The organism is Actimicrobium sp. CCC2.4, assembly GCF_034347385.1.
In the GTDB taxonomy this organism is placed as follows: Bacteria; Pseudomonadota; Gammaproteobacteria; order Burkholderiales; family Burkholderiaceae_D; genus Actimicrobium.
On the sequence record NZ_CP133777.1, the window covers coordinates 1,086,817 to 1,113,374 of the forward strand.

A 26,558-nucleotide genomic window follows, 5' to 3' on the forward strand; every position below is an offset into this window, starting at 1 on the left:
ATCTCTTTGGCAGTGCTGATGATCGCTATCAAGTCGAATCGCTCATTCCCAAGAAATAAAAACTATCTGGTCGCATAGGCATGTCAATAGTAGCCAAATGAATATCCGGGAGGAGCAAGGATGCCCACACTAAAAATGGCGATTGTTTGTACGGTAAGAAATCCTGCTGCGTCATTCAAGACGTGGATTAATTACCATTCGAAGCTGGTCGACAAGATATACCTCTATCTTGACAGTTCAACCCCCGCGATATTGTCAGGTCTGCCTACCAGTCCGGTAGTTTCTGTCTGTCCTGGTGCATGGCTGAGCACTTTTTCAGGCCCATCCGGAGTCATGCAGCGGCAATGTGTCAATGTGCGGCATGGTCTCAAGCAGTGTTCGATAGACGGAATTGACTGGTTAATTCATATTGATTCCGATGAACTGATGTATTCGCCGGTGCAGAGTTTGAAAGATTACTTCGCTCATGTCGATCCGAATGTGAGCAGTATTCAGTTTATTAATCATGAAGCAGTCAGTGCCTATGCGGCAGACGATCCGTTTCGGGAACTGAAGATTTTCAAGAAAAACAGGCGATTTGATCGATCAACCGATACGCCTCTGGCCGAAGGATCTCCTTATTACCAGGGATATACTTTTGGAAAGTCTGCGGTACGCGTCCAGAAATGCCTTGGTCCTGTCAGTGTTCATGAATTTGAAACGAGCAACGGAAAGATGGTTCGGGAGCATCAGGTTTGTGTTTTGCATTATCTGAGTGCGACCTATAAGGACTGGATAAAAAAATGCTCGGAATTGGGCAGCTTTCAGTCCTTCTGGTATGACGATGTAAAAAGTCCGATGCACCAGTCATTTTTAGTTCAAAGCCGCGATATTTATCTCAGCGCAATGCAATCGGGTGATTGGAGTCTGGCTCGTGAATTTTATGTGAATAATTTAATGTCAGATACTGAAAAAGAAAAGTGGCTGCAAAGCGGAGAGTTATTATTCATTGATCCGTTTGCAATGAGGTCTCAATAGGATGATTTATTTACTGACACCCTATTTTTTAGTGATTACGTTGATTGCGTTGACTGGCAGGGGATACTCAAAAAGCCAATTTGCTTCCTGGTCGTTGCGATCCCGCTGAAATTGAACATCAGGAATCGGGCTAGCGCCAGCAGAGTATTTTTCTTCGGTGCGTGTCTGGCCGATGTCAGAATCGCTAAGGTCCTTGCACTTGCGCGATGAGGTAGAATCCATTCGTGCTGCGCTAAAAAGGCAGCACAAAATCACCACCAAGCTAGGGGTCCTGACCGCAAAACATTCGCGCTCGGGTGAGAAATACCCTTGAACCTGATCTGGATAATGCCAGCGAAGGGAAGCTCCGGAACCCACTTCATGTTCCGTTATTCCTTCGCTTTTTCGCTCAAGCAAAGGAACATCATGAACGACAAAGCCCCCTTTCTCAGTACCAATCGCAAAACCATCGACAACGCCAAATTCGACGCCAGCACCGCCATCGTCGACGAAGCCGCCGTCCAGCCACTGCCCAATTCCAGCAAGTTTTACGTACAAGGTTCGCGGCCCGACCTGCGCGTGCCGATGCGCAAGATCGTCCAGTCCGATACTGCCGCTTCGTTCGGCGCAGAAAAAAATCCGGCGATTTACGTCTACGACACCTCCGGCCCGTACACCGACCCGGATGCCGTCATCGACATCCGCAGCGGCCTGTCGACGCCGCGCCTGCCGTGGATCCTGGAGCGCAATGACACCGAAGAACTGGCCGGTCCGTCGTCGGCCTACGGCATCGAACGGCTGAACGATCCGGCGCTGGCCGAACTGCGCTTCAACCTCAAGCGCACCCCGCGCCGCGCACTGGCCGGCAAGAACGTCACCCAGATGCACTACGCCCGCCAGGGCATCATCACGCCCGAAATGGAGTACGTGTCCATCCGCGAAAACATGCGCCGGCGCGAATACCTCGACGAGCTGAAAGCCTCCGGGCCGATGGGTAATCGCCTCGCCGACTTGATGGGCCGCCAACATCCGGGCCAGTCATTCGGCGCCGCCATCCCGGCCGAGATCACGCCCGAATTCGTCCGTTCGGAAATCGCCCGTGGCCGCGCCATCATCCCCGCCAACATCAACCATCCCGAAATCGAACCGATGATCATCGGCCGCAATTTTCTGGTGAAGATCAATGCCAATATCGGCAACTCCGCCGTCACGTCGTCCATCGGCGAAGAAGTCGAAAAGATGACCTGGGCGATCCGCTGGGGTGGCGACAATGTCATGGACCTGTCTACCGGCAAGCACATCCATGAAACCCGCGAATGGATCGTGCGCAATTCCCCGGTGCCGATCGGTACCGTGCCGCTGTATCAGGCGCTGGAAAAGGTCAACGGCAAGGCCGAAGACCTGACCTGGGAAATCTTTCGCGACACGCTGATCGAACAGGCCGAGCAGGGCGTCGATTACTTCACAATTCATGCCGGCGTGTTGCTGCGTTACGTGCCGATGACCGCCAAGCGGCTGACCGGTATCGTCTCGCGCGGTGGCTCGATCATGGCGAAGTGGTGTCTGGCGCATCATGAAGAATCGTTCCTGTACACGCACTTCAACGACATCTGCGACATCATGAAAGCCTATGACGTCTCGTTCAGCCTCGGCGATGGCTTGCGTCCCGGTTCGATTTTCGATGCCAACGACGAAGCGCAACTGGCCGAACTCAAGACCCTTGGCGAACTGACGCAAATCGCCTGGCAGCACGACGTGCAAGTGATGATCGAAGGTCCAGGCCACGTGCCGATGCACCTGATCAAAGAGAACATGGACTTGCAGCTGGAGCAATGCCACGAAGCGCCGTTCTACACGCTCGGGCCGCTGACCACTGACATCGCGCCCGGCTACGATCACATCACCTCCGGCATCGGCGCCGCGCAGATCGGCTGGTACGGCACCGCGATGCTCTGCTACGTCACGCCGAAAGAGCATCTCGGCTTGCCGAACAAGCAGGATGTGAAGGACGGCATCATCACCTACAAGATCGCCGCCCACGCCGCCGACCTGGCCAAGGGTCATCCGAGCGCGCAGATCCGCGACAATGCGCTGTCCAAAGCGCGCTTCGAATTCCGTTGGGATGACCAGTTCAACATCGGCCTCGACCCCGACAAGGCGCGCGAATTTCATGACGAAACCTTGCCCAAGGATTCAGCCAAGGTCGCCCATTTCTGCTCGATGTGCGGCCCGCATTTCTGCTCGATGAAGATCACGCAAGAGGTCCGCGATTACGCCGCCAAGCAAGGCATCAGCGATATCGCCGCGCTCAAGCAGGGCATGGAAGTCAAGGCGATCGAGTTCGTCAAGAGCGGTGCGGAACTCTATCGCAAGCAGTGATGGCCGCCACCATGATCGAGATCGAACTTAACGGCGCGCCGCACCGGATCGCGCCGGGTTGGCACTTGCAGGAGTTGATTGATGCGCTGGCGCTGGCGAACCAGTCACTGGCGGTTGCTGTCAACCGCGAGATCGTGCCGCGGCAATTGTGGCGTGAGCGACTGCTGGCGAACAGGGATCGGGTGGATGTGGTTCGGGCGATCGGCGGGGGATGAGGATCTTTTTATGAGGCATCTTTAAATTGACTCTGACCCTAATTGATTTCTCCTCGAAGTTGGCAAAAGCAGGTGGTTCCGGACGTCACAAGCTGCCAGAGCAAGGAGTTCACGGGGTCAGAGTTTTTTTCGCAGGCCGTATCGCGAAAATTACTCTGACCCCGTGAACGGACCACGGAGCGCAACCGGTCGCAAGCCGTGGTGCTTCGAGATCAGCAAGCAGGGTCAGTGTAATTTTCGCGAAAAAACCTCGCGAAAAAAAACACTGACCCTGGTTGCTGCCGATGTGGTTTGTGGCGACTGGCGGCAGGCCACGCAAGTTTTGTTCGAGCACTTTTTAAATTGACTCTGACCCTAATTAAATCTCGATTCGTGCGCTCGACCACGATCGACAATGCCTCGGGCATCAGCCGCTTCGATAACAGTCGCACCAGCGAAAGCGCGCACATCCAGCGCGGCGAGACCGAGAAAGCGGGCAGCGGCTGGGCACGATTATTCTGTACCTGACCGATGTCGAGGAGGGCGGCAGTACGTCGTTCCCGGGTATCTGCCTGGATGTGCATCCGCAAAAAGGAGGTGCCCTGTTTTTTCGTAATACCACGCCGTACGGCTTGCCCGACAAAAAGACCCTGCATGCCGGTTTGCCTGTCGAAAAAGGGACCAAGATCATTGCCAACAAATGGCTGCGAGAAAAGCCGTACTGACCACCGCAGAAGGGTACGATAACGCCGTGCCCGTTTTGCCTTAACCGAATCGTTTTTGAACCAACTCCATGACCGCTGACGCCTACCTCGACGACACTCCCCTCATCATTGCCGGCACCACCTATCGCTCACGCCTGCTGGTCGGCAGCGGCAAATACCGCGACCTCGACCAGACCCGTGACGCCACCGAAGCCAGCGGCGCAGAAATCATCACCGTCGCGATCCGTCGCGTCAATATCGGCCAGGACCCGAACGCGCCCAGCCTGCTCGACGTCGTTCCGCCATCGCGCTACACCATCCTGCCCAACACCGCCGGCTGCTACAACGCCGCCGATGCGGTCTATACCTTGCAGCTTGCCCGTGAATTGCTGGGCGGACGCAAGCTGGTCAAGCTCGAAGTGCTGGGCGACGACAAGACCTTGTTCCCCAACATGCCCGAAACCCTGAAAGCCGCCGAGACACTGGTGCGCGACGGCTTCGACGTGATGGTGTATTGCAGCGACGACCCGATCCAGGCCAAATTGCTCGAACAGATCGGCTGTGTCGCCGTGATGCCGCTGGCCTCGCTGATCGGCTCCGGCATGGGCATCCTGAACCCGTGGAATTTATCGCTGATCATCGAGCAAGCCACCGTGCCGGTGCTAGTTGATGCCGGTGTCGGCACCGCCTCGGACGCCGCCATTGCAATGGAACTCGGCTGCGATGGCGTGCTGATGAATTCGGCAATTGCGCTCGCGCAGGATCCGGTGCGCATGGCGCATGCGATGCGGCTGGCAATCCAGGCCGGTCGTCATGCGTATCTGGCGGGCCGCATGCCGAAGCGGTTTGCGGCATCACCCTCGTCGCCGATGCAAGGCCGGCCGGCATGACCCGACCGTGCGTGCTGGTGTTTGCCGGCTCAGACCCCAGCGGCGGGGCCGGTATCCAGGCTGATATCGGCAGCATCGGTGCGATGGGCGCCCACGCGCTGGCGCTGATCACTGCGCTGACGGTGCAGGACAACGACCGCGTGCACGCGGTATATCCGGTGCCGGCGCGCTGGTTGCAGCAACAGGCGCAGACGCTGGTCGACAAGATCGACATCGCCGCCATCAAGATCGGCGTCATTGGCAATCTGGCCAACGCCGCCATTATCCTCGACGTGATCCGCACGCTGCGCGCGCGCAATCCCGATTTGCCGGTCGTACTTGATCCGGTGCTCGCCAGTGGCCACGGCGACCAGCTCTCGCTCGACAACGCCGCCCTGATGCTGGCCGACCTGATCCCGCTGGCCACGCTGCTCACGCCCAACCTGCCCGAAGCCGCCATCCTCTGCGCCGGCGACCGGCGCGCCGAGCAACAGGTCGATACCTTGCTGCTGCGCGGCTGCGGCCATGTGCTGCTCAAGGGCGGTCACGGATTCGATGCGCAAGTGGTCAATCGCTGGTACACCGACGGCGCCAGCCGCAGCTGGAGCTGGCCGCGTCTGTCCGGCACCTTCCACGGCAGCGGCTGCACGCTGGCCGGCGCGATCGCCGGAGCGCTGGCCTGCGGCTTGCCGATGGAGGCTGCGCTCGACGTGGCGCAAGCTTTTTGCCACCGCACGCTCGAGCAATCTTTTGCCATCGCCGACGGGCAGCGTATCCCGAATCGCAACGTCACCTGGAATCAGGACAAGAACAAGGAACAATGACCCATGATGAACGGACTCTACCTCGTCACGCCCGACTGGGATGACACCGACCGCCTGCTGCACGTCACTGAACAAGCCTTGCTGGGCGGTGCCGCACTGGTGCAATACCGCCATAAAACTGCCGATGCCGGCCAACGCCTCGAACAAGCCACCGCCTTGCTGGCCCTGTGCCGCCGCTACACCCGGCCCCTCATCATCAACGACCATGCCGACCTGTGCATCGCGCTCGACGCCGATGGCATCCACGTCGGTGGCACCGACGCCAGCGTTACGCAGATGCGCGCATTGCTCGGGCCCGGCAAGATCATCGGGGCATCGTGCTACGGTGACCTGCAACTGGCGTTGAGCGCACAACGCAGTGGCGCCAGCTATGTCGCCTTCGGTGGTTTCTATCCGTCGCGGGTCAAGCAATATCCGGTCACGACCGCGCCGGTCATCATTGCGCAAGCGCGTGCGGTGATCGATCTGCCGGTGGTGGTGATAGGCGGCATGACGGTTGACAATGCGCGTCCGCTGGTGGCGCAGGGTGCGCAGATGGTGGCGGCCATTAGCAGTGTGTATGCGGCGGAGAAGGTGCGTGCGGCGGCGGCGGGGTTCGCCGGATTGTTTGTTTGACTTTGCCGCCCTGTTGCAAAAAATCCTATCCGGACACAGCAAATAGGATTCCGTCGCTTTGCTGTCTTGCCGGATCGGTGTGACGTTCGGTAAGTGGGCGACGTCTGTGACCAGAAATACCGTTTTTTATTCCGTCTTGCTTGGGGCGCATGCTCAGATGCCGTTGCCTGGCTTTTATTTCCGATCATCCCGCCTGCCGCTCCCAGGCAGGTTCATAGCCAATTTTCAAGGTTGGCATGAACGCCTGATGTTCGTACTACTTCATTAGTCGACGCAGTTCCTAAATCTCCTTGTAGCGCCTGTCATTTCCATGAATTGCCAACGGTATGTTGTGCACTTGATTGCTTGCCGCACATTGGAAAGTACGCATTATTTGCACGGAACTTTATAAGTGTGTTGAGCTACTTACTTGGTAATCACTACCATTTTTAATCCATAGTCGAGCTGGTTCTGATCAATGAAGACCATTTACTTTTATAGATAAAAAGTTGGGGTTGACATTTATCTGGGTAATTCAGATTTTAAATTAAGTATATTAATTAGTTATTAAGACAAATATTTTATTGGGAGTATATATTATGGGTATTGGTATCTCAAATAATACGTTGGCAGCGGGTGATACGATCGTCGGGAAGGATGGAGTATCTAAGAAAGTAACGTCGAAGGATACGAGTATTCTCAAAGAAGGGGATATTATATTTTCAGGCAATACACATACAATAGTTCAGGTCACGCATTCTGAACAAGGAAAAGATTTGACAGTAATTGTTGATGATGGAGTCGATATTGATGGTAAGAGGCAAAAATTAACAGTGGATGAGTCTAGTGATGATTATTTTGATGATAAAGAAAAGAATGAAGGATTCTGGAATCGTTTAATTAACAGGCTCGATAAAAGTGAGAATAACGGGAAGCAAGTTAGTGCTGTACTGGGAATGGCCGGTGATGATCAAAAACCAAGCGTAACACCAGACGCGAAAGTAGCCGCAATACCAGCACAAAAAACTTTGACAGAGAGACCTTATGAACTATCTGAGCTCGCCCCCGGCAGCAAGTCTGTCGGAACTGTAGGAGCGACCAACAGCGTCGACGAAAATGGCGTCGTTTGGGTAAATCCTCAGTTAGTGTCAATGTCAGAAAAAAAGGAGGCTATCGAACGTATTACGAAGAGAGAATCGCACCTTGTCAGTGGTGATGGCAATATTTATCTCAAAGACCTGCAGACGGTTGCCACCAAAGGCACGATCTGGGGGCGAAACGCGACTAAGCAGGATATCGCCGATGCCAAAGCATTGTTGGGCCCCGAGTCACTGTATCTAAAGCCTGAAATAACCGCAGAAGCGAGTGTTGCTTGGAAGCCATCAGCATTAGCTGGGATGCAGGTGCCAACGCCAACTCAAACGACAGCGCCAACGCCAACGGTAAGAGATTCCGTACCAGTACTAAAAGTACAATCATCATCATCATCAGCACCAGCACCAGCACCAGCACCAGCACCAGCACCAGCACCAGCACCAGCACTAGCACCAGCACCAGCAGCAGCACTAGCACCAGCACCAGCACCAGCACCAGCACCAGCACCAGCAGCAGCACTAGCACCATCATCCGCACCAGCACCAGTACCAGCAGCACCAGCACCAGCAGCAGCACCAGTATCAGCACCAGCAGCGACAAATCCACCGGCAACGACGTTCAACGCGAAAACGTGCCTTGAGGCCCTGAATACCCCAGGCGCAAATTCACTTTTCAACGACGTTGACAAAGGAAATGCAATTACAAAAACAGGCGGGGGGGGATTTCAAGACGGTGCGGATATGAACGATCTTTACAGAGTTGCTAACGGAGGCGCTGATATCAAGCCAGAAGAGCAAGCTGCCGCAAATTGGTTGCTACGGCATCCGGATACCTTGATTGCCGTAATGAACGACGGAAAGATGTCGCATAAAACCTTTACTGAAAAAATCAAAATAGTCGAAAATGGGGTATTAACGGCTGCGGATTCTGATCATTTTTTAAAGCAGCCTGAGGGTGCTGATGCTGTTGCCTCTGATAAACAAGCAGGGAAATTAGTTTTTAACTCAAAGAGTGATTCGCTAGATCGCTTTAAAATAAGATACCAGGACTTGGTTGCCATGGCTAAAGACAAAAATATCACGGAACAAGAAAGAAGTGCTGCCAAGTGGATATTGAATAACCCGGCATTAATGAAGCAATTATGTGGTAATAACAACGATTTTGACAAAAGAGAGCTAAATAATTTAAAGTGAATTTTTTTAAATTAAAAAAATAGTTATAAATATTGTCGGGATTACCTTTATATCATCCAGAGCGATATATTCAGTATTCAGGCAGCCAGAATCATACGGTATTGCAATGGATGAACGGTACAGGGACAGTAATATGTTTGCGACAAAACGTCGTGTAACATTTACTGTCTTTTTTTGTTGGTGAGTTTTCCTGTGTTATTCAAAAAAATAGCAAGGATTGTTGTGGATAATTATCTGCATTGATAGTCGTTTTCATAGGGTTATTTTATTGCCTGCTGTACGTGGTAATAATGTGACCGCAATCCCAATTGGTGAACGTAGTCATAAGTCAATTGAAAAACATGACGGGACCGTAGCCGATTGGTCGTGTTTAGAAAATCAACTTGTTCAATACAATGATGTCCTGGGGCGTCGTACGCATGCCATTTTTCGAAAATCGAACGTTGTGAATATCATCGTCTGATAAATTTTAATGTGCTTGTCAGACCGTACGATGTGGCCTGCGAGTGTCGATGGCGGAGGTCGGACTATCTGCGCGCCTGCAATGCGATATGGCGGGCACGACACCTCGCGACCACGAGCGCAGATCAACAATGTCCGCCCATCCCAACCGTCCACCCCACCCCCCGGACGTTATAATCCCCCGATGCAAAATCTCCTCCACAACCTCAATCCCGAACAACTCGCCGCCGTCACCTTGCCCGCGCAACACGCCCTGATCCTGGCGGGTGCCGGCTCCGGCAAAACCCGTGTCCTGACCACCCGCATCGCCTGGCTGATCCAGAACGGCGCGGTCGCGCCGAATGGTGTGCTGGCGGTGACGTTCACGAACAAGGCGGCCAAGGAAATGACGCTGCGGCTGTCGGCGATGATGCCGATCAGCACGCGCGGGATGTGGATCGGGACCTTCCACGGTTTGTGCAACCGGCTATTGCGCGCGCATCACCGCGACGCCGGGTTGCCGCAGACCTTCCAGATCCTTGATTCGTCGGACCAGTTGTCGATGATCAAGCGGATGCTCAAAGCCCTCAATGTCGACGATGAGAAATTCCCGCCACGTAATCTGATGTACTTCATCAACGGCGCCAAGGACCAGGGCTTGCGTGCCAAGGATGTCGATGCCAGCGATGACTACAACCGCCGCCTGGTCGAGCTATACGACTATTACGACAACCAGTGCCAGCGCGAAGGCGTGGTCGATTTTGCCGAGCTGCTGTTGCGCACGTATGAGCTGATGAGCCGCAACCAACCGTTGCGCGAGCATTATCAGGCGCGCTTCAAGCACATCCTGGTCGACGAATTCCAGGACACCAACAACCTGCAGTACAACTGGCTCAAGCTGATGGCCGGCAAGCGCGGCGCGGTGTTTGCGGTCGGCGACGATGACCAGAGCATCTATGCATTCCGGGGTGCCAACGTCGGCAACATGTCGGCCTTCGAGCGCGAATTCGATGTGCAAAACCTGATCAAGCTGGAGCAAAACTATCGCTCGCACGGCCATATCCTCGACACCGCCAACCTGCTCATTGCCAACAACACCAAGCGCCTCGGCAAGAACCTGCGCACCGATGCCGGTCATGGCGAGCCGGTGCGGATTTACGAATCAACCAGCGACCTGCTGGAAGCGCAATGGATCATCGAGGAAGCTAAGAGCTTGATCAACGAAGGCGCTTTGCGCAGCGAGATCGCGGTGCTGTACCGCTCGAACGCGCAATCGCGCGTGATCGAACATGCGCTGTTCTCGGCCGGGATTCCGTACAAGGTCTATGGCGGCCAGCGCTATTTTGAGCGCGCCGAAGTCAAGAGTGCGATCGCCTACCTGCAGTTGATGGATAACCTGCACAACGATTCGGCCTTTCTGCGCGTGGTGAATTTTCCGACCCGCGGCATCGGTGCACGTTCGCTGGAACAATTGCAGGACGCCGCCCGCGCGCACAACCTGTCGCTGTACGCAGCGGTGCCGCATGTGGCTGGCAAGGCAGGCTCATCGCTCGGTGCCTTCATCAAGCTAATTGAAAGTACGCGCTTTGAAACCGCCCAGCTGGCCTTGCCGGAGATGGTCAATGTGGTGCTGGCCGCAAGTGGTTTGATTGCCCATTACCGCAATGAAAAGGAAGGCGCGGATCGGGTCGAGAATCTGGAACAGCTGGTCAATGCCGCCACCGTCTTCGTCAACGAAGAAGGTTTCGGCCACGATGCGCCGGCTTTCCTCGGGCCGCAAAGCGCGCCGGTGAGCGGCACGGCGATCGTGCTCGACGACGGTTTTGAAATACTCGATGCGGATGCGCCGTTGCCGGCGGTGATGTCGCCGCTGTCGGCCTTTTTGTCGCATGCCTCGCTCGAAGCCGGCGACAACCAGGCCAGCGCCGGGCAGGATGCGATGCAGTTGATGACGGTGCATTCGGCCAAGGGATTGGAGTTCGATACGGTGTTCATCACCGGCCTCGAAGAAGGCCTGTTCCCGCACGAGAATGCGCAGAAAGAAGAGGCCGGCGTCGAGGAAGAACGACGACTGATGTACGTCGCCATCACGCGGGCGCGCAAGCGGCTATACATGAGTTTTTCGCAAACGCGGATGTTGCACGGGCAGACCCGCTACAACCTCAAGTCCCGCTTTTTTGCCGAGCTGCCGGAAGAGTCACTGAAATGGCTGTCGCCGAAAATCCAGCCGTTTTACCGTTACGATAGCCCGAAGGCGGCATGGGTTGATGTGCCGTCAACGAATTCGCTAGCGCTGGGATCCAGTCATAAAGACCTCGGCTGGCGGATTGGCGAGTCAGTCGCGCATGCCAAGTTCGGCGAAGGGGTGATCGTCAATATTGAAGGCGGCGGCATGAATGCGCGGGCGCACATCAACTTTGGCAAGCATGGGATGAAGTTGCTTGATTTGAGCATTGCGAAGCTCGATAAGGTGGTTTGAGGCGGTGATGGGGGTGTCGTCACCGGTATTGACGATGACAACTAGACCATTCGGTGCAATGCCCTGCGGTTATTGCACCCTACCTGCTAAATCGGACAGCACTCAATAAACCGTTCGTCCTGAGCCTGTCGAAGGCGCACCTGACTGTGCGCCTTCGACAGGCTCAGGACGAACGGGAAATGGTCGGTGTGCCGGCGCAGGGAACCGTGCAAGGTAACAAGCAACGAGCGACACGTAGGGTGCAATAACCGCAGGGCATTGCACCGCCGTGGCACCCGGAACGCTGCCACGAAGCGTTGCTCAACCCCGGGTTGACAGTGCCGTTGCCGCAGCTACACCACTTCAAGCATCGACATCAATCGCCGCCACCACCGGCTGCTCGGGCACCGGAAACACGTCGGTATAAGTGATGTAAAACGAGCTGTACAACACCACGGTCAGCAGCATCGACAACGGCATCATTACCATCACGATCAAACTGGCGCTGTTGAACAGCAGGGCCAACAGCAAGCTGGCCACAGTCGGCAACACCACGCCAACGGCAACCCAGGACAGGCCGTAAACGACGAAGGCCTTGAAGTGCTGGCGGACCGCAAAAAGGCTGTAGAACACCGCCTTGGTGACGGTCATTTTTTGCCACGCCACCAGCGGTGCCGCGTACCAGAAGGCCATCGCAGCAGGCAAATAGACCAGCGCGGCGGCCAATATGGCCAGGCCCATGTTGGACTCACCGATGACGGCCGGATCCATCCCGGTTTCGCCGCTCAGGACTTTCCAGAACACGCCGCCATCAATGAGCACCGACACGCCCAGCGCCAGCAGGCCGGCCGCCAGTTGCAGCGTGCCCAGCAGTAGCAGCGATTTGATCGCCGGCGAGCGGAAGGCAGAAAACAGCAGCTTCGGATAGACCCGTTCGTCATTGCGGACCTGAGCGCTGGCCGACAGGAAGGCCAGCGAAAAGACCGGTACCAGGATCATCGGCGCGACCTGGCCGATCACCGGAACGATGCCGATGGCGATCATGATGAACATGTAGCTGATGAACAGCGTCGAGAGTTCGACCGGTTGTTTGCGAAAGAGGGCGAAGCCTTCCTTGAGCCACAACCAGCCTGTCATTGCAGGAAGAGAAGTCATATCAATACAAAGTGGGGGCAGCAGTTGCAATACGTTCTTGCAGGATGCGCTTGAAGTGATCGGGATCGTGCGGCGTCAGCATTTCGGCGTCGCGCGGCAAATGTAAATCATACAGGCGTGAGAGCCAGAAACGCAGCGCGGCAGCACGCAGCATCGGTTGCCAGGCGACCTGTTCGCTGGCATTGAACGGCCGCACGGCATGATAGGCATCGAGCAGCGCGCGCACCCGGTTACTGTCAAGCACGCCGCTGTCGAGGTCGATGCACCAGTCATTGATCGTGACGGCGACATCGAACAGCCAGGTATCGCAACCGGCAAAATAAAAATCAAAAAAGCCGGTCAGGCGTTCGCCATCGAACATCACGTTATTGCGGAACAGGTCGGCATGAATCGGGCCGTCCGGTAGTGCCATATACGCTTCGGAATCGGCAAAGCCTTCCTGGTATTCCATTTCGTCGAGCAGCAGGATCATCGCGTCCGGTACCAGATAGGACAGCACCGTCGGCACCGTGCTGCGCCACCACTCAAGACCACGCAAATTGGGCTGGCGGATCGGGAAGTCGGCGCCGGCCAGATGCATGCGTGCCAGCATCGCCCCGACTGCGGCGCAATGGACCGGAGCCGGATGCATCTGGCAAGTGCCATCGAGCTTGCTGACGATCGCTGCCGGCTTGCCGTGTAATGGCGTGACCAGCGCACCACTGTTGCTGGCGACCGGTGCCGGCACGGCGACACCGCGCTCGGCCAGATGACGCATCAGTTCAAGATAAAACGGCACTTGTTCGAACGTGAGTTTTTCAAACACGGTCAGGACAAATTCGCCGCGGTCGGTATCGATGAAAAAATTACTGTTTTCAACGCCGGAGGCGATGCCGCGTAAGGCATGTGCGGCACCGAGCGGAAACTGGCTGATCCAGGAAGTAAGGTCGTCTTGGGTAACGGTGGTAAACACTGCCATAGCGGGTAAAGGTAAGGGGCATGCGACAGGTCGCAGCGCTGGTCAGAAAGCGGGCGCATCGCTGCGCCCGTGATGGTTATTTGGCCGCTGGTAGCGGCGGTGGGGGTGCATCCTGGATCGGGGCCGGTTCGCCAGGCTTGGGCTCTTTCTTGCCGCCCCAGTCGAATTCCTTGACCAGCCATTGCGGTGCCCGCACGGCATTGCTTTGGGCATCGCCCGGCGCTGCATTGCCCGGACCGGCACTTTGTTTGACACGGTAATTGCTGCCGCCGCTCTCGACCTGCACTTCGGTCACGACACCTTGTTCGCGCTTGTCGGTGGTCGTGCCGCGTTGTTGCGGCCGGATCGTGATATCGGGAATGCTGCCTTCTTCCAGTCGTTCCAGGTTCGGTGGTGCCTGATTAACCGTCGAGGTTTGGGCTTGCGCCAGCAGAGGTGTGGCGCTGGCTGCGACGCAGAGGATGAAGCAAGGCCAGATGTTTAAAGTGCGCATGATGGTCGACGCCTGACGAAAAGTGAGGCTCATTGTAGCAAACAGACGTGGCGATGCCGACAGCGATTCCGTGGCGTGCGTCAGGTGCTGGTGTGGCTACACGAAAGCGCTAATTGCGCCCTACGAAATGTCATATGGCCACGTGTTACGCTGCGGCCCCCATCGTCCTCTGTAGCCCCAATTATCATGAAATTTTCAGTACTTCGATGGACCGTCCTGTGCCTGTTTGCCGGCACCGCTTCCGCACAAACGCTTGATGCAGTGGATGCCAAAAATGCCTCGCTGATCGCCCTCGACCAGCGCGCTTACGTGTCCGGCACGTACGGCAATGGCAAGATTGATGGCGAGAATGTGCGTGGCAAGGCGACGCTGGGATGGGCATTCGAAGTGCGCTTCGGCAAGGAAGTCACCTTGCCGGGATTGGATACCGGCAAGCTGTTTTCGGCCAATGAAAAATTTCGTGTCGATGTCGTGCATTACAACGAAGGTCATCCCGATAACAATCATCGTGATGGCTTTGCGCTGCAGGGAATGTATAACAAGCCGTTGGGCAAAATCGTCAGCGCGGAAGTCGGACTCGGTCCGTACTACAGCATGAATACGACCACCATCGGCGGCGTGCAACACAACAATTCGAACCTCGGTGTGCTGCTGTCGACCGCGTTGCTGATCGATGTGGATCAGCTGGGGAGCGGGGCGCACATCCGCCTGGGTTTCAATCACGTCAGCATGCCGGGAGCGGGCGCGCATTCATCGAATGCCGTACTGATCGGCGTCGGCAAATATTTTGATACGACGCCTGCCCGCAGCATGCCGGGGCTGGTCGATGATCGCCTCTGGCTGGGCGTGGCCGCGATCAACGGGCAGACCAACCATGGCAATACCGAACGCAGTGCCGGTGCTTCAGCAGAAATCAAGAAGTACTACGGTCCGTGGGCGTTTTCCGCCTCGGCAATCGCCGAGGGCGACGACGATACCCGGGTCGACCGGCGCGGCCTGGCGGCACAGGCCTGGTATGTCCAACCGCTGGCTGACAACTGGAGCGCCAGTGCCGGTGTCGGTCCTTACGTCACCACCAACAAGCGCGGTTCCTCGGATCAGGCACGGCTGATGGCATTGATTACGATGCAAGTCGACCGCAATATCGGCAAGGACTGGAAAGCCTTTGCCAGCTTCAGCCGGGTCAATACCTTCCGCGAAAAAAATGACCGGGATCTGTTCCGGGTCGGGGTCATGCGGTCGTTCGGGGGGTGACGCTGGTCGGCGCTGCTGGCGTCCACACCACATTGCAGGGTTGAAACCATTGGTCTGTGATCTCGGTTGGGTTATTTTAAAAGCCCGAATGAGAGGTTTAGATGGCGACCAAACACCTTCCCCCCGAACACCTTGCCAAGCCCCGCAATGGGGCTTCGTTGCGTTTCAAGGCCGCTACCAGTCGGCTGGACGATACGCCATTTACCCATCTGGTTTCCGACGCACCGCTCTCCGGCTTTGCGGCAGTACAGGCAATTCGCGAAGGTTATTCAATCGGCATGATCAAGGCGGCCAGTAATTTTTTTGGTGTCGCAGACGCCCGCATTCAAAGCATTGCTCAGGTTCCGGCGTCGACGGCCAGTCGTCTCGAAAAGACCAATGCCCGCATTGATTCCGGAGCCACGGAACGACTGTTCCGGATGGGCGCGGTGACGCGCTTGGCGGTCGAGGTCTTTGGCGATAAGTTCGTCGCGATTGACTGGATGCGGCGTCCCAATCGTGCTTTGGGTGAGGTCGCCCCGCTGGATCTGATGGACACCGAACCGGGTGCCGTGTCGGTGCGTCAAGTCCTCAATGCTATCGCCACCGGCGGTGCTGCTTGAAGTTGTGGCGTATCGCGACAGCGCAGTGGGCACTCGACCGGCGGTGCGATGGTACCCGGTTATATGGCGGTCGCTGGACCCCGATCGGGTTTCCGGCACTGTATGCCGGCACGACCATCGAGCTATGCGCCCTCGAGAAATTTGTTCATTTGTCCGGCACGGTTGTCCCGCCCATGGTGCTGGTGGCGCTCGATGTACCGGAGCATGCAGCACCGGTATTCCAGCCGGCAGTAGCCGACTTGCCCGACGACTGGGCCGCGTTGCCGGCACCGGCCAGCACTCAGGAAATCGGCAAGCGATGGCTGGCATCGCCGGATGCATTCATGATGCTGGTTCCCTCTGCAGTCATTCCGGAAGCGTTGAATGCGGTCATCAATCCTGCACACCCTGCGTTTGCGCAGATTACGTTGGACGTCGTGCGGGAGTTCCGGTTTGGTGCGCGGATGACTGATTTCTGAGGGGGAGATTCAATGCGTTCTGTAATCTTCTTGCGAATCTGTTTAACCTGGAAAGCCATCGCGGTTATCGAGTCCCTGTCGGTGAGGAGGCCCCTGAAGACGCGAAGCTGGACAGAGCATCCGTAGCGTCACCTTGCGCTTATCCGCATTCTAGTTTCATCCATGCAACGAAAAATCTCAGTGAATTTCCAGAATACACAGGTACTTTCATCCGGATTGAAAAAGTCGTTGCTCTATTGCTCTGAAGAACATTACTGTAAGTATCTGCACTAAAAATACTTAAAATAATGATTATTCAAGGAGTCGGCCATGCACTATTTAGATGAGCACACCCCCCACTTTTTGCGTCGCAGGACGATGATTGCCGTCTACGGCATGCTGCTGACCGGGGTCGGACTATCTGGTATTGCCAGTGCGCAATCCAAAATAATTCCTTTGCCAACCATCATCAATCGCAGCGGCCGGTTGCGAGCGTTGTCGCAACGGATGGCCAAGGCCTACGTCCAGATAGCCCTCGGTGTGTTACCGGACAAGGCCTACGAAATCCTGGTGTCGTCACAAGCACTGATCGAACGCAATATTCTGGATTTGCGAACGGCATCCGCGACATCCTATCCGGATGCACTGGCGTTGCTCGGACCGTTGGACACGCAGGCGAAAATGCTGCTTGGATTTACGGCCCAGCCAGCCAGCAAGGAAAACACGCTGCTCGTTTCCACTCAGGCCGACCTGTTGCTGGTCGAGGCTGAAAAGACCACACGCTTCTATGAAGCCCTTGCCAAATCATCCCAGGCAAAGATCGTCAATATTGCCGGCCGTCAACGCATGCTGTCGCAACTGGCGGCGAAATCGTATTTGTTGATCCAGGCGGGTCACGATACGAAGGCAGTCAGGACGGATCTCCAGCGCGCCCGTACAGAGTTCAAGGCGGGTCTCGATACCATGGCCAGTGCACCCATTTCAACGGTATCGATCCGGCAGGATCTGGATCTCGCCAAGATGCAATGGGGCGCATTCGATACCTCGCTGGAGCAGAAGCCGAATGCGACGATGAGCCGCAATATCGCGACCACCAGTGAGCGCTTGCTCGAGTTAATGGACAACCTTACCAACCAGTACGAGCAGGCACTCAAAGAAATGCTTGGTCTATCAAATAGCATGCCGGACAACCTGGCCGCGATTGCCGTGCGCTACGAGACTTATTAGGTGAAGCGATCGCTGTGCATCCGCATCCGTGGTGAGGCTTACCGGTCTTCCCCCGCAAGGCCAACGCAAACCGTCATGCCGCCAAGCTGTCGGCACATGTGGCGCATGTCGGGATTAGCGTGGCTGTTCACCGTACATGTACTAACTGCCCCGCCGAATACGTCGCCATCACGGCTCTGTCATCGCCCAGCATGGCAAACGCAAACAGCCATTCTTCCAGGCTGTTTGTGCGCGCCGTGCGCCGCGCCAGTAGTGGTGTGGCCTGCGGATCGAGCACAATGAAATCGGCTTCCGCTCCTGCAACAAAATTACCGATCGTGCCTTCGAGCTGCATGCTGCGCGCCGCGCCCAGCGTGGCCAGATAAAACATCCGTAGCGCCGGTAAATACGTGTTGCCCATGCGCGCGACCTTGTAGGTTTCATTCATCGTCTGCAGCATCGAAAACGACGTGCCGCCGCCGACATCGGTGGCCAGCGACAAGCGCACCTGTGCTGCATCGGCCGCCGCAAAATCGAATAGCCCGCTACCCAGAAACAGGTTCGACGTCGCACAGATCGCCGCTGCCGCGCCGGTCGCTGCCATCCGCGCGCGGTCGTCGGCGTCGAGCCAGATACAGTGCGCCAGCATGGTCCGCTCGCGCAGCAGGCCGAACTGCCCGTACACATCCAGATAGCTGCGCGCTTGCGGGAACAGCGACGTCACCCAGGCGACTTCATCGGTGTTTTCGGCGACATGGGTCTGCACGTAAGTGTCGGGCCAGGCTTGCGCGAGTTCGCCGGCCAGCTGCAATTGCGTATCCGATGAGGTCGGCGCGAAGCGTGGCGTGATCGCGTACAGCTGGCGCCCGCGCTTGTGCCAGCGCCGGATCAGCGCTTCGGAATCGCGTGCGCCGGACTCGGCGGTGTCCTGCAAGAAGCCCGGGCAATGGCGATCCATCATCACCTTGCCGGCCACCATGCGCAGGTTGCGCGCTTCGCTGGCGCTGAAGAATGCGTCGACCGATTCCGGATGCACGGTGCAGTACACCATCGCGGTGGTGGTGCCACAGCGCAGCAGTTCATCGAGAAAGAAGTCTGCCACTTCGCGCGCATGCACGGGGTCCGCAAACTGCCGCTCGGTCGGAAACGTGTACGTCTCCAGCCACGGCAGCAGGCCCGGCGCGGGCGAGGCGATCATGTCGGTTTGCGGATAGTGGATGTGGGTGTCGATGAAGCCGGGCACGATCAGTTTGCCGCGGTAATCAGTCACCACCGCATCGGCTGGCAGCGTGGCTTTCAGCGTCGCGTAATCGCCGGCAGCGCGGATGCGATCACCGTCAACGATCAGCAAACCGTCTTCATGGAAAGCATGGGCATTGTCACCAAAGGCCGGATCGGCGGTGAAGTGCAGCAGGCTGGCGCGATAGGCATGCAACGGCGATGCGGTATTGATCATTGTGTTCAAGCGGATTCCCAGACTTGGAGTAATTGGGCGGCGACCGCAACGGCGATCACCGCCGGTGCCTTGCCGCTGATGCCGGCGATGCCGACCGGACAGGTCATGCCGGCCAGCCGGTCGGCGGGGATGCCGCGCGCCAGCAGGCGGTGTTCGAATTGGCGGCGCTTGGTGTCCGAACCGATCAGGCCGAACCAGCCGGCGGCATTGCGTTCGAGGATGGCGGCGCACAGTTGCTGGTCGATCGCATGGCTGTGCGTCATCACCAGAAAGCTGCTGCCGGCGGCGGCCTGCCCGACGATGTCCTCGGGCGCATCGGTGACTTCGACGGTGACATTGGCCGGCACGGTCGCCGGAAACGACTCGGCCCGTTCATCGATCCACGTCACATGACACGGCAAGTCGGCCAGCGCGCGCACGATGGCCGCGCCGACATGGCCGGCACCGAACAGCAGCAAGTGCGCCTGCCAGGCCGCGCGGCGATCGACCAACCAGCGCTGGCCGGCGGCATCAATGACGATGCGGGTCGGCAGTGCCGGGTCGAAGCCCAATGAGGCCAGTGCCGTTTCATCGCCGATCAGCAACGGCGGCGCATCGGTATCGAGCGCCACCACGCGCCAGCTGGTGCGATGCGTGTCGCGCAGCACGCGATGGCTGGCATCGACGGTTTCGAATACCAGTTGCACGACACCGCCGCAGCACTGTCCCAGGCCGGGACCGAGCGCGAAGCGTTCAAGCCGGCGCGCGTCGGGAAACGCCAGCATCGCGCGGGCGATCTCGCACGCCCGCAATTCCAGATGACCGCCGCCTATGGTGTCGCGCTGGCCGTCCTGCGTGACCAGCATTGTCGCGCCGGCTTCGCGCGGTGCCGATCCCTCGACGCTGGCGACGGTCACGAGTACGGCGTTCACGGAGTGTTCACCAGTTGTACGGCCTCGATCGCCTTCAGGATTTCTTCGCTGGTGGCAGGGGCGTTGAGCGGCGGGTTGATGCGGTAATCGCCGACGCTGGCGACCGCATCGCGGATCGCAAAAAAGACCGAGAACGGTAACAGCAGCGGCGGCTCGCCGACGGCCTTCGAGCGATGGATGCTGTCGGTGACATTGCGGTTCTTGAACAGCGCGACGCGGAAGTCGTCCGGACAATCCGACACCGTCGGGATCTTGTAGGTCGACGGCGCATGCGTGGTCAGCTTGCCGTCTTTGTTCCAGCACAGTTCTTCGGTAGTCAGCCAACCCATGCCCTGGATGAAAGCGCCCTCGACCTGACCGATGTCGATGGCCGGATTGAGTGATTCGCCGGCGTCGTACAGCGCATCGGCGCGCAGCAACTTCCACTCGCCGGTGAGGGTGTCGATGATGACTTCCGAGACCGCTGCGCCATACGCAAAATACGAGAACGGATGGCCGGTCATGCTGGCCGAATCCCAGTGCAGGCCGGGCGTTGCGTAGAAGCCGTCGGACCATAACTGCACCCGCGCCAGATACGCCTTGGCGACGACATCGGCGAAGCGGATCACCTGACCCGCGACCAGCACGCTGCCATCGGCAAACCCAACCGATGCGGCGGGCACATCGTACTGACCCGCGATGAAGGCCGCGAGCCGGTCGCGGATCTGGCGCGCCGCATGTTGCGCCGCCTTGCCATTGAGGTCGGCGCCGGTCGAGGCGGCGGTGGCCGAGGTGTTGGCGACCTTGGCGGTATCGGTGGCGCTGATCTGCACCTGCGCCAGCGGCACGCCGAGTTCGTGGGCGACGACCTGCATGACCTTGGTGTGGATGCCCTGGCCCATTTCGGTGCCGCCATGATTGACCAGCACCGAGCCATCGACATACACATGCACCAGTGCGCCGGCCTGGTTCAGGTGATTGACATTGAAGGCGATGCCGAACTTGACCGGCGTCAGCGCCAGGCCTTTTTTCAGGATCGGGCTGGTCCCATTGAAGGCACGCACATCGTCGCGGCGCTGGCGGTACGCGCTGCTGGTTTCGAGTTCGGCCACCAGCGGATAGATGACGTTATCGTCGAGTTGCTGGCCGTAGGGCGTGACGTCGCGTCCGGCCTCTGCATAGAAATTACGCTGCCGGATGTCGAGCGCATCCATGCCCAGCGTGCGCGCAATGTCATCAATGGCGTACTCGATCGCAAGCGCGCCTTGCGGGCCGCCGAAGCCACGGAAGGCCGTATTCGATTGCGTGTTGGTCTTGCCGCAAAACGCGCGCAGATCGACATCCGACAGGTAATACGCATTGTCGACATGGCAGATCGCGCGGGTCGCAACGGGACCCGACAGGTCGGCCGAATAGCCGGCGCGCAGCACCATCTCCAGCTTCACGGCGACGATGCGGCCGCTGTCGTCGTAGCCGACGTCATACGCATAACGGAAGCAATGGCGCTTGCCGGTCACCAGCATGTCGTCGTCGCGATCGGCACGCAATTTGACCGGGCGCTTGAGCTTGTCGGCGGCGACGGCGGCGGCTGCGGCCCACAAGGCCGACTGCGATTCCTTGCCGCCGAAGCCGCCGCCCATGCGCCGGCATTCGACATTGACGCGATGCGCCAGCAGGCCCAGCGCGTGGGCCACCACCTGCTGCATTTCGGATGGATGCTGGGTCGAGCACAGCACCCGCATCGCACGGTCTTCCTGCGGAATCGCATAGGCCACCTGGCCTTCCAGATAGAACTGTTCCTGGCCGCCGACCGACAGCGTGCCGCTGGCGCGATGCGGTGCCTGCGCCAGCCGCGCCGCCGCATCGCCGCGCTGCAAGCGCATCGGTGGCAGCACATACGATTGCGCGGCATGAGCGGATTCCGGCGTCAGGTGTGCGGGCAGGGCGGTGTAGTCGACCTGCGCCAGCCGGGCTGCGCGACGGGCGTTGTCGTGCGTGTCGGCCACCACGACGAACAGCGGCTGGCCGACATATTGCACCAGCCCGTCGGCAAAAATCGGATCGTCATGGATGATCGGGCCGCAGTCATTGCGGCCGGGAATGTCGGTCGCGACCAGCACCGCGACGACGCCGGCCGAGGCCTTTACGTCAGTCAGATCGATCGTCGTGAACGTGGCATGCGCCTGTGTCGACAGACCCAGCGCAGCATGCAGCGTACCGTGGATTTCGGCGACGTCATCGACATAGGTGGCGGTGCCCAGCACATGCAGTGTGGCCGATTCATGCGGGTGCGCGCGGCCGACTTCGGCCCAAATACCGGCCAGGTTCGCAGGCAGCTCAGTACGTGAATTCATGGCGTACCTCCGTGCGCAAAGGCATTGACCTGCGCTGGTGCCAGCGGGTCATCGGTGCGGGTTTCGAACCAGAAGCGGCGCAACAGGTTTTGCGCGGCCTTCATCCGGTACACGGCGGAGGCGCGCATGTCGCCCAGCGGCGTGTAGTCGCTGGCCAGCGCCGCCATCGCGCGGGTCAGGCTGGCGTCATTCCACAGCTGGCCGAGCAGCGCGCCTTCGGCGTGGCTGGCGCGCTTCGGCGTAGCTGCCATGCCGCCGTAGGCGATGCGGATATCGGTGATCAGGTCGCCGTCGAGCTTGATCGAGAAGGCCGCGCAGACCGCCGAAATATCCTGGTCAAAACGCTTGGCCAGTTTGTAGGTGCGCCATTGCCGGCCGGCTTGCGGCAGCGGGATGCGGATCGCCGTGACCAGTTCGTCGGGACGCATATCCTTTTTCTGATAGCCCAGATAGAAGTCTTCCAGCGCCAGCGTGCGCGTGCCGGCGCTGCCTTGCAGGACGACTTCGGCAGCGAGCGCGATCAGCCACGGCATCGAATCGCCGATCGGTGAGCCGTTGGCGACATTGCCGCCCAGCGTGCCGGCATTGCGCACCGGCAGCGAAGCGAAGCGCTGCCACAGCTCGGTCAGTTCGGCCGGATAGTAGTGGCAGACCGCCTGATAGGCTGCTTCGAGCGAAGCGGTCGCGCCGATCTGCAGATGAGTCGTGCTGCAGTCGATCGCATCGAGTCCGGCCACCTCGCCCAGATAGACGATATCGCCGAGCACGCGCAGCTGCTTGGTGAACCACAGGCCGACATCGGTCGAACCGGCCAGCAGGGTTGCCGCCGGATGGGTTGTACGCAATTGAATTGCCTGCGACAGAGTGCGCGGCGCGAAGAAGGTGACGCCATCGGCCAGCGCATGCGTACGCAGCGTGTCGCTGTGCAGCGCTTTCAGCGCAGCGATGACGGCGGCGCGATCGAACGCGACCGGCGGCAGTTCGCCCATCCGCGTGGCCGCCGCAATGATGGGCCGGTAGCCGGTACAGCGGCACAGATTGCCGGAGAGTGCGTCATCGACTTGCCGGCGCGACGGCGCTGCCGGCTGGCCTTCGCGCTGCAGGTACAGATTCCACAGCGACATCACGAAGCCGGGGGTGCAAAAACCGCATTGCGAGCCGTGGCAGTCGACCATCGCCTGCTGGACCGGATGCAGCGTGCCATCGGCTTGCGGCAAGTCTTCGACCGTGAATAGCGCCTTGCCATCGAGTGTCGGCAATAGCCGGATGCAGGCATTGACCGGTTCGAGCCGCAGCGCGCCGTCGTGCAACCGGCCGACCATGACCGTGCAGGCACCGCAATCGCCTTCGGCGCAGCCTTCCTTGGTGCCGGTGCAATGCAGGTCTTCGCGCAGGTGCTGCAGCACGGTGCGCAGCGGGGCAGCGGAATCGACTTCGTGGATGGCGCCACGGAAATGAAAGCGGATGGAGTCGGACATGGGGCAGGGCCTCGGTGATCGTATCCGGCTAGGTTAGCAGCTGACCGGTCGATTGCCATACGCGCCGGCTGATGACGGGTATTGCCGCCGGACAGCCGCACCATTGGTTGTCGCACGGCAGATGCTTTGTTGTCAGCCTGATCGGGTGCACTATAATTTGGTCCCTTTCTGCCTGACCATCCGGGACTGCCATCAATACCACTCTCGTTAGCATCCTGTTCGTCACGACCGTCTCGGGCGTCTTCAGCATCTCTGCCGCCGCGATTTTTTCATTCGGACTGCTCTCTAAAATGGTCGACCGCATGGTCAGCCTGTCGGTCGGCATCATGCTGTCGACCTCGTTTCTGCATTCGCTGCCCGAAGCATTCGAGTCGGGGGCCGACACGCACACGCTGTTTGCGGCATTGCTAGCCGGCTTGCTGCTGTTTTTCCTGCTCGAAAAAACCGCGATCCTGCGCCATTCGCATCACCATGAAGGCGATGGCCATGCCCATCAGCATGGCCACGATGCGCACGAAGCCGGCAAGGCTGGCTGGATGATCCTGGTGGGTGATGGCATGCACAATTTTACCGACGGCATCCTGATCGCCGCCGCCTTTCTGGCCGACCCGACTCTCGGTGTCGTCACCGGCCTGGCTATCATCGCGCACGAAATTCCGCAGGAGATCGGCGACTTCATCGTGTTGCTCAATGCCGGATTCTCGCGCAAGCGGGCGTACTTTTATAATCTGCTCAGCAGCATGATGGCGGTGCTGGGCGGCTTGCTCGGTTACTTCACGCTGGCCCAGGGCATGCAGTGGATTCCGTACGTGCTGGTGTTTGCGTCATCGGGTTTCATTTACATTGCCGTCAGTGACCTGATGCCGCAAATGCAGCGCCGCGCGACACTGCGTGAAACCATTCCGCAAGTCTTGCTGATCGGGCTGGGTGTTGCCATCGTGGTGTTCATGACAAGGTCGCATTAAAGGTCTGCCGGATCCGGATTCATCGTTATCATAAGGACCACAAAATCCGTGTGATAACCATTGATCGAGAGAAGACATTCACCATGCATAGTGACGTTGGACTGGCGGTAAAGTGGGCAGCGCTTGCGCTGATGGCATCGACGAGTGTGTCAGCGCTGGCGTTTGGCGATAAGCCTGAGGCCATGACCTTCGTGTCTCCCGATCCGGCTGGCACATTCGGCTACGCGGTCTTTGCGTCGGCGGGGAGTCTGGCGTATGCCCGTGGCTACAACATGACCGATTTCTACCTGCCGTATTTTTCCGACATGGGCATCACGGCCATCGATGCCGGATCCGTCTGGGACTTCAGGATAGAAGAAAAAAATGACCTGTTCGGATTGGGCGGCGGGGTGCTGCACTTTTTTGACAAGGCGCCTGATGCGACGCTCCATGACTACGGCGTGACCTTCTTTTTCCAGTCCGCTTACGGGGGCGTCAACGGTGCATTTGCGCAGGGTCTGGCTAATCCGCTGACTACCGATCGTATGTCGGCGGTGGGTGCGTCGCTGGTACCGGGCAGTCCGATGCTGCTGGCGGCGACAGCCTCTGCGGTGCCCGAGCCGGGCAGCACTGCGCTGATGCTGGGAGGGCTGGCACTGCTCGGCGTGATGGCGTGGCTGCGCAGGTCTAGGAGCCAGTAGCGACCGGTCGCGTGGTGTCGGCACTCCATTGGCTCCATGAGCCCGGATACAGCGCTGCCCCCGTCAGGCCGGCGATCTCCAGCGCCAGCAGGTTGTGGCACGCGGTGACGCCGGAGCCGCATTGCATCACGCTGGCGGCAGGGGTGGTGATGACGCCGGCAAATTCCATGCGTAGCTGATCGGCCGTCTTGAAGCGGTTATCGGCTTGCAGGTTGTCCTTGAAGCAGCGGTTTTTTGCGCCGGGGATATGGCCGCCGACGCGATCCAGCGTTTCGTTTTCTCCGCGAAAGCGGTCTGCAGCGCGGGCATCGACGATGACCAGCGCGGTCGAACCAAGGCTGGCGAGGACCTGGTCGACATCGACGGTGCGGGTCAGCGTCGGCCGCGCACTGATGTTGCCGCGCATGACCGGTGCGGTGGCCGTCGTCGTGACGCCGCCGTCAGCGATCCACGCCGGCAAGCCGCCATCGAGGACTGCGACCTGTGCATGGCCGGCCCAACGCAACATCCACCACAGCCGTGCCGCAAACATGCCGCCATGGGCATCATAGACGATGACCTGGCTGTCGTCGTTGATACCGAGGCGGCGCATTGTCTCGATAAAATCATCCATTGCCGGCAACGGATGGCGGCCGGCGAAACTGCCGTCAGCGGCGGTTTTCGGGCCGGAGAGGTCGTCGTCGAGCTGGACGAAACGGGCGGTGGGGAGGTGGCCTCCGGCATAGGCGATGCGGCCGGCGTCGGGTTGGGCGAGGTCGTGGCGGCAGTCGATCAGGAGTTGGGTGGCGGGGTTGATCGCACTGGCTTGGATCAGGGTGGTATAGGGCATTGCGGGACTCCTTGTTGGGTGCGGTTTTTGGCTTTGGTCACTGAAGCAAACCGC

24 protein-coding genes and 1 riboswitch are annotated in these 26,558 nt (G+C 58.6%); of the genes, 16 read left to right on the forward strand and 8 right to left on the reverse strand.

Annotation, left to right across the window (positions count from 1 at the left end):
• The first annotated feature begins 120 nt into the window (after positions 1-120).
• The 10 genes from RHM62_RS05080 (at position 121) to RHM62_RS05125 (ending at position 11,768) form a co-directional block, all read left to right on the forward strand.
• Positions 121-1,017 (forward strand): glycosyltransferase family 2 protein, encoded by an 897-nt coding sequence (locus RHM62_RS05080; protein WP_322124470.1) that lies wholly within the window; start codon positions 121-123, stop codon positions 1,015-1,017.
• 254 nt (positions 1,018-1,271) lie between these two features.
• A riboswitch (TPP riboswitch) is annotated at positions 1,272-1,376 on the forward strand.
• 46 nt (positions 1,377-1,422) lie between these two features.
• Positions 1,423-3,375 (forward strand): phosphomethylpyrimidine synthase ThiC, encoded by a 1,953-nt coding sequence (gene thiC / locus RHM62_RS05085; protein ID WP_322124471.1) that lies wholly within the window; start codon positions 1,423-1,425, stop codon positions 3,373-3,375.
• Positions 3,376-3,386: 11 nt separating this feature from the next.
• Positions 3,387-3,590 (forward strand): sulfur carrier protein ThiS, encoded by a 204-nt coding sequence (gene thiS, locus RHM62_RS05090; protein ID WP_322124472.1) that lies wholly within the window; start codon positions 3,387-3,389, stop codon positions 3,588-3,590.
• A gap of 372 nt (positions 3,591-3,962) precedes the next feature.
• A complete protein-coding gene (locus RHM62_RS05095; protein ID WP_322124473.1) occupies positions 3,963-4,097 on the forward strand; it encodes a hypothetical protein in 135 nt (44 codons plus the stop codon).
• Positions 4,094-4,294: a 2OG-Fe(II) oxygenase gene (locus RHM62_RS05100; RefSeq protein ID WP_322125325.1), complete on the forward strand. Its 201-nt coding sequence runs from the start codon at positions 4,094-4,096 to the stop codon at positions 4,292-4,294. The genes RHM62_RS05095 and RHM62_RS05100 overlap by 4 nt, the downstream gene beginning before the upstream one ends.
• Before the next feature lie 68 nt (positions 4,295-4,362).
• Positions 4,363-5,163, forward strand: a complete 801-nt coding sequence (locus tag RHM62_RS05105) for a thiazole synthase (RefSeq protein ID WP_322124474.1) — start codon at positions 4,363-4,365, stop codon at positions 5,161-5,163.
• Entirely contained in the window at positions 5,160-5,966 is an 807-nt protein-coding gene (locus tag RHM62_RS05110; RefSeq protein WP_322124475.1) for a hydroxymethylpyrimidine/phosphomethylpyrimidine kinase, read from the forward strand. The genes RHM62_RS05105 and RHM62_RS05110 overlap by 4 nt, the downstream gene beginning before the upstream one ends.
• 6 nt (positions 5,967-5,972) lie before the next feature.
• Positions 5,973-6,581, forward strand: coding sequence for a thiamine phosphate synthase (gene thiE, locus RHM62_RS05115; protein WP_322125326.1), 609 nt, complete (start codon positions 5,973-5,975; stop codon positions 6,579-6,581).
• 578 nt (positions 6,582-7,159) lie between these two features.
• The gene (locus tag RHM62_RS05120; RefSeq protein ID WP_322124476.1) at positions 7,160-8,848 is read left to right on the forward strand and encodes a hypothetical protein; all 1,689 of its coding nucleotides are present in this window, start codon (positions 7,160-7,162) and stop codon (positions 8,846-8,848) included.
• Between the two features lie 646 nt (positions 8,849-9,494).
• Positions 9,495-11,768: a UvrD-helicase domain-containing protein gene (locus RHM62_RS05125; protein ID WP_322124477.1), complete on the forward strand. Its 2,274-nt coding sequence runs from the start codon at positions 9,495-9,497 to the stop codon at positions 11,766-11,768.
• A gap of 342 nt (positions 11,769-12,110) precedes the next feature.
• Here RHM62_RS05125 and RHM62_RS05130 read toward each other — a convergent pair whose 3' ends face one another.
• The 3 genes from RHM62_RS05130 to RHM62_RS05140 all read right to left on the reverse strand — a co-directional run bounded on the left by RHM62_RS05130 (position 12,111) and on the right by RHM62_RS05140 (position 14,353).
• A complete protein-coding gene (locus tag RHM62_RS05130; RefSeq protein WP_322124478.1) occupies positions 12,111-12,902 on the reverse strand; it encodes a BPSS1780 family membrane protein in 792 nt (263 codons plus the stop codon).
• Position 12,903: 1 nt separating this feature from the next.
• Positions 12,904-13,860: a homoserine kinase gene (locus RHM62_RS05135; protein WP_322124479.1), complete on the reverse strand. Its 957-nt coding sequence runs from the start codon at positions 13,858-13,860 to the stop codon at positions 12,904-12,906.
• A gap of 76 nt (positions 13,861-13,936) precedes the next feature.
• Positions 13,937-14,353 (reverse strand): hypothetical protein, encoded by a 417-nt coding sequence (locus tag RHM62_RS05140; RefSeq protein ID WP_322124480.1) that lies wholly within the window; start codon positions 14,351-14,353, stop codon positions 13,937-13,939.
• Positions 14,354-14,539: 186 nt separating this feature from the next.
• Here RHM62_RS05140 and RHM62_RS05145 point away from each other — a divergent pair, with 186 nt between their 5' ends.
• From RHM62_RS05145 to RHM62_RS05160, 4 genes are all read left to right on the forward strand, one after another.
• Positions 14,540-15,607: a hypothetical protein gene (locus RHM62_RS05145; protein ID WP_322124481.1), complete on the forward strand. Its 1,068-nt coding sequence runs from the start codon at positions 14,540-14,542 to the stop codon at positions 15,605-15,607.
• A 101-nt stretch (positions 15,608-15,708) separates the two neighbouring features.
• Positions 15,709-16,209 carry an antitoxin Xre/MbcA/ParS toxin-binding domain-containing protein gene (locus RHM62_RS05150; RefSeq protein ID WP_322124482.1) on the forward strand — a complete coding sequence of 167 codons (501 nt, stop codon included), beginning with the start codon at positions 15,709-15,711 and terminating at the stop codon, positions 16,207-16,209.
• Positions 16,206-16,667 carry an RES family NAD+ phosphorylase gene (locus RHM62_RS05155; RefSeq protein WP_322124483.1) on the forward strand — a complete coding sequence of 154 codons (462 nt, stop codon included), beginning with the start codon at positions 16,206-16,208 and terminating at the stop codon, positions 16,665-16,667. Before RHM62_RS05150 ends, RHM62_RS05155 begins: the two co-directional genes overlap by 4 nt.
• A 309-nt stretch (positions 16,668-16,976) precedes the next feature.
• Entirely contained in the window at positions 16,977-17,873 is an 897-nt protein-coding gene (locus RHM62_RS05160) for a type IV pili methyl-accepting chemotaxis transducer N-terminal domain-containing protein (protein ID WP_322124484.1), read from the forward strand.
• Positions 17,874-18,000: 127 nt separating this feature from the next.
• Here RHM62_RS05160 and guaD read toward each other — a convergent pair whose 3' ends face one another.
• Genes guaD through xdhA form a run of 4 tightly spaced genes read right to left on the reverse strand, consistent with a single transcriptional unit; the run spans position 18,001 to position 24,030 of the window.
• A complete protein-coding gene (guaD, locus tag RHM62_RS05165) occupies positions 18,001-19,308 on the reverse strand; it encodes a guanine deaminase (RefSeq protein WP_322125327.1) in 1,308 nt (435 codons plus the stop codon).
• Between the two features lie 5 nt (positions 19,309-19,313).
• Positions 19,314-20,219, reverse strand: coding sequence for a xanthine dehydrogenase accessory protein XdhC (xdhC, locus tag RHM62_RS05170; RefSeq protein ID WP_322124485.1), 906 nt, complete (start codon positions 20,217-20,219; stop codon positions 19,314-19,316).
• The gene (xdhB, locus tag RHM62_RS05175; protein WP_322124486.1) at positions 20,216-22,552 is read right to left on the reverse strand and encodes a xanthine dehydrogenase molybdopterin binding subunit; all 2,337 of its coding nucleotides are present in this window, start codon (positions 22,550-22,552) and stop codon (positions 20,216-20,218) included. Before xdhB ends, xdhC begins: the two co-directional genes overlap by 4 nt.
• Complete coding sequence (gene xdhA / locus RHM62_RS05180; protein WP_322124487.1) at positions 22,549-24,030, reverse strand: xanthine dehydrogenase small subunit; 1,482 nt, start codon at positions 24,028-24,030, stop codon at positions 22,549-22,551. Before xdhA ends, xdhB begins: the two co-directional genes overlap by 4 nt.
• 290 nt (positions 24,031-24,320) lie before the next feature.
• Between xdhA and RHM62_RS05185 the strand changes: the two genes are divergently transcribed.
• Together RHM62_RS05185 and RHM62_RS05190 are read left to right on the forward strand one after the other, a co-directional pair.
• Positions 24,321-24,995, forward strand: a complete 675-nt coding sequence (locus RHM62_RS05185) for a ZIP family metal transporter (RefSeq protein ID WP_322124488.1) — start codon at positions 24,321-24,323, stop codon at positions 24,993-24,995.
• A gap of 83 nt (positions 24,996-25,078) precedes the next feature.
• Positions 25,079-25,675, forward strand: a complete 597-nt coding sequence (locus tag RHM62_RS05190) for a PEP-CTERM sorting domain-containing protein (protein WP_322124489.1) — start codon at positions 25,079-25,081, stop codon at positions 25,673-25,675.
• On the opposite strand, the gene RHM62_RS05195 is transcribed toward RHM62_RS05190, so the two are convergent.
• Entirely contained in the window at positions 25,662-26,504 is an 843-nt protein-coding gene (locus RHM62_RS05195; protein WP_322124490.1) for a sulfurtransferase, read from the reverse strand. The two genes, RHM62_RS05190 and RHM62_RS05195, sit on opposite strands and share 14 nt — an antisense overlap.
• Positions 26,505-26,558 lie beyond the last annotated feature (54 nt).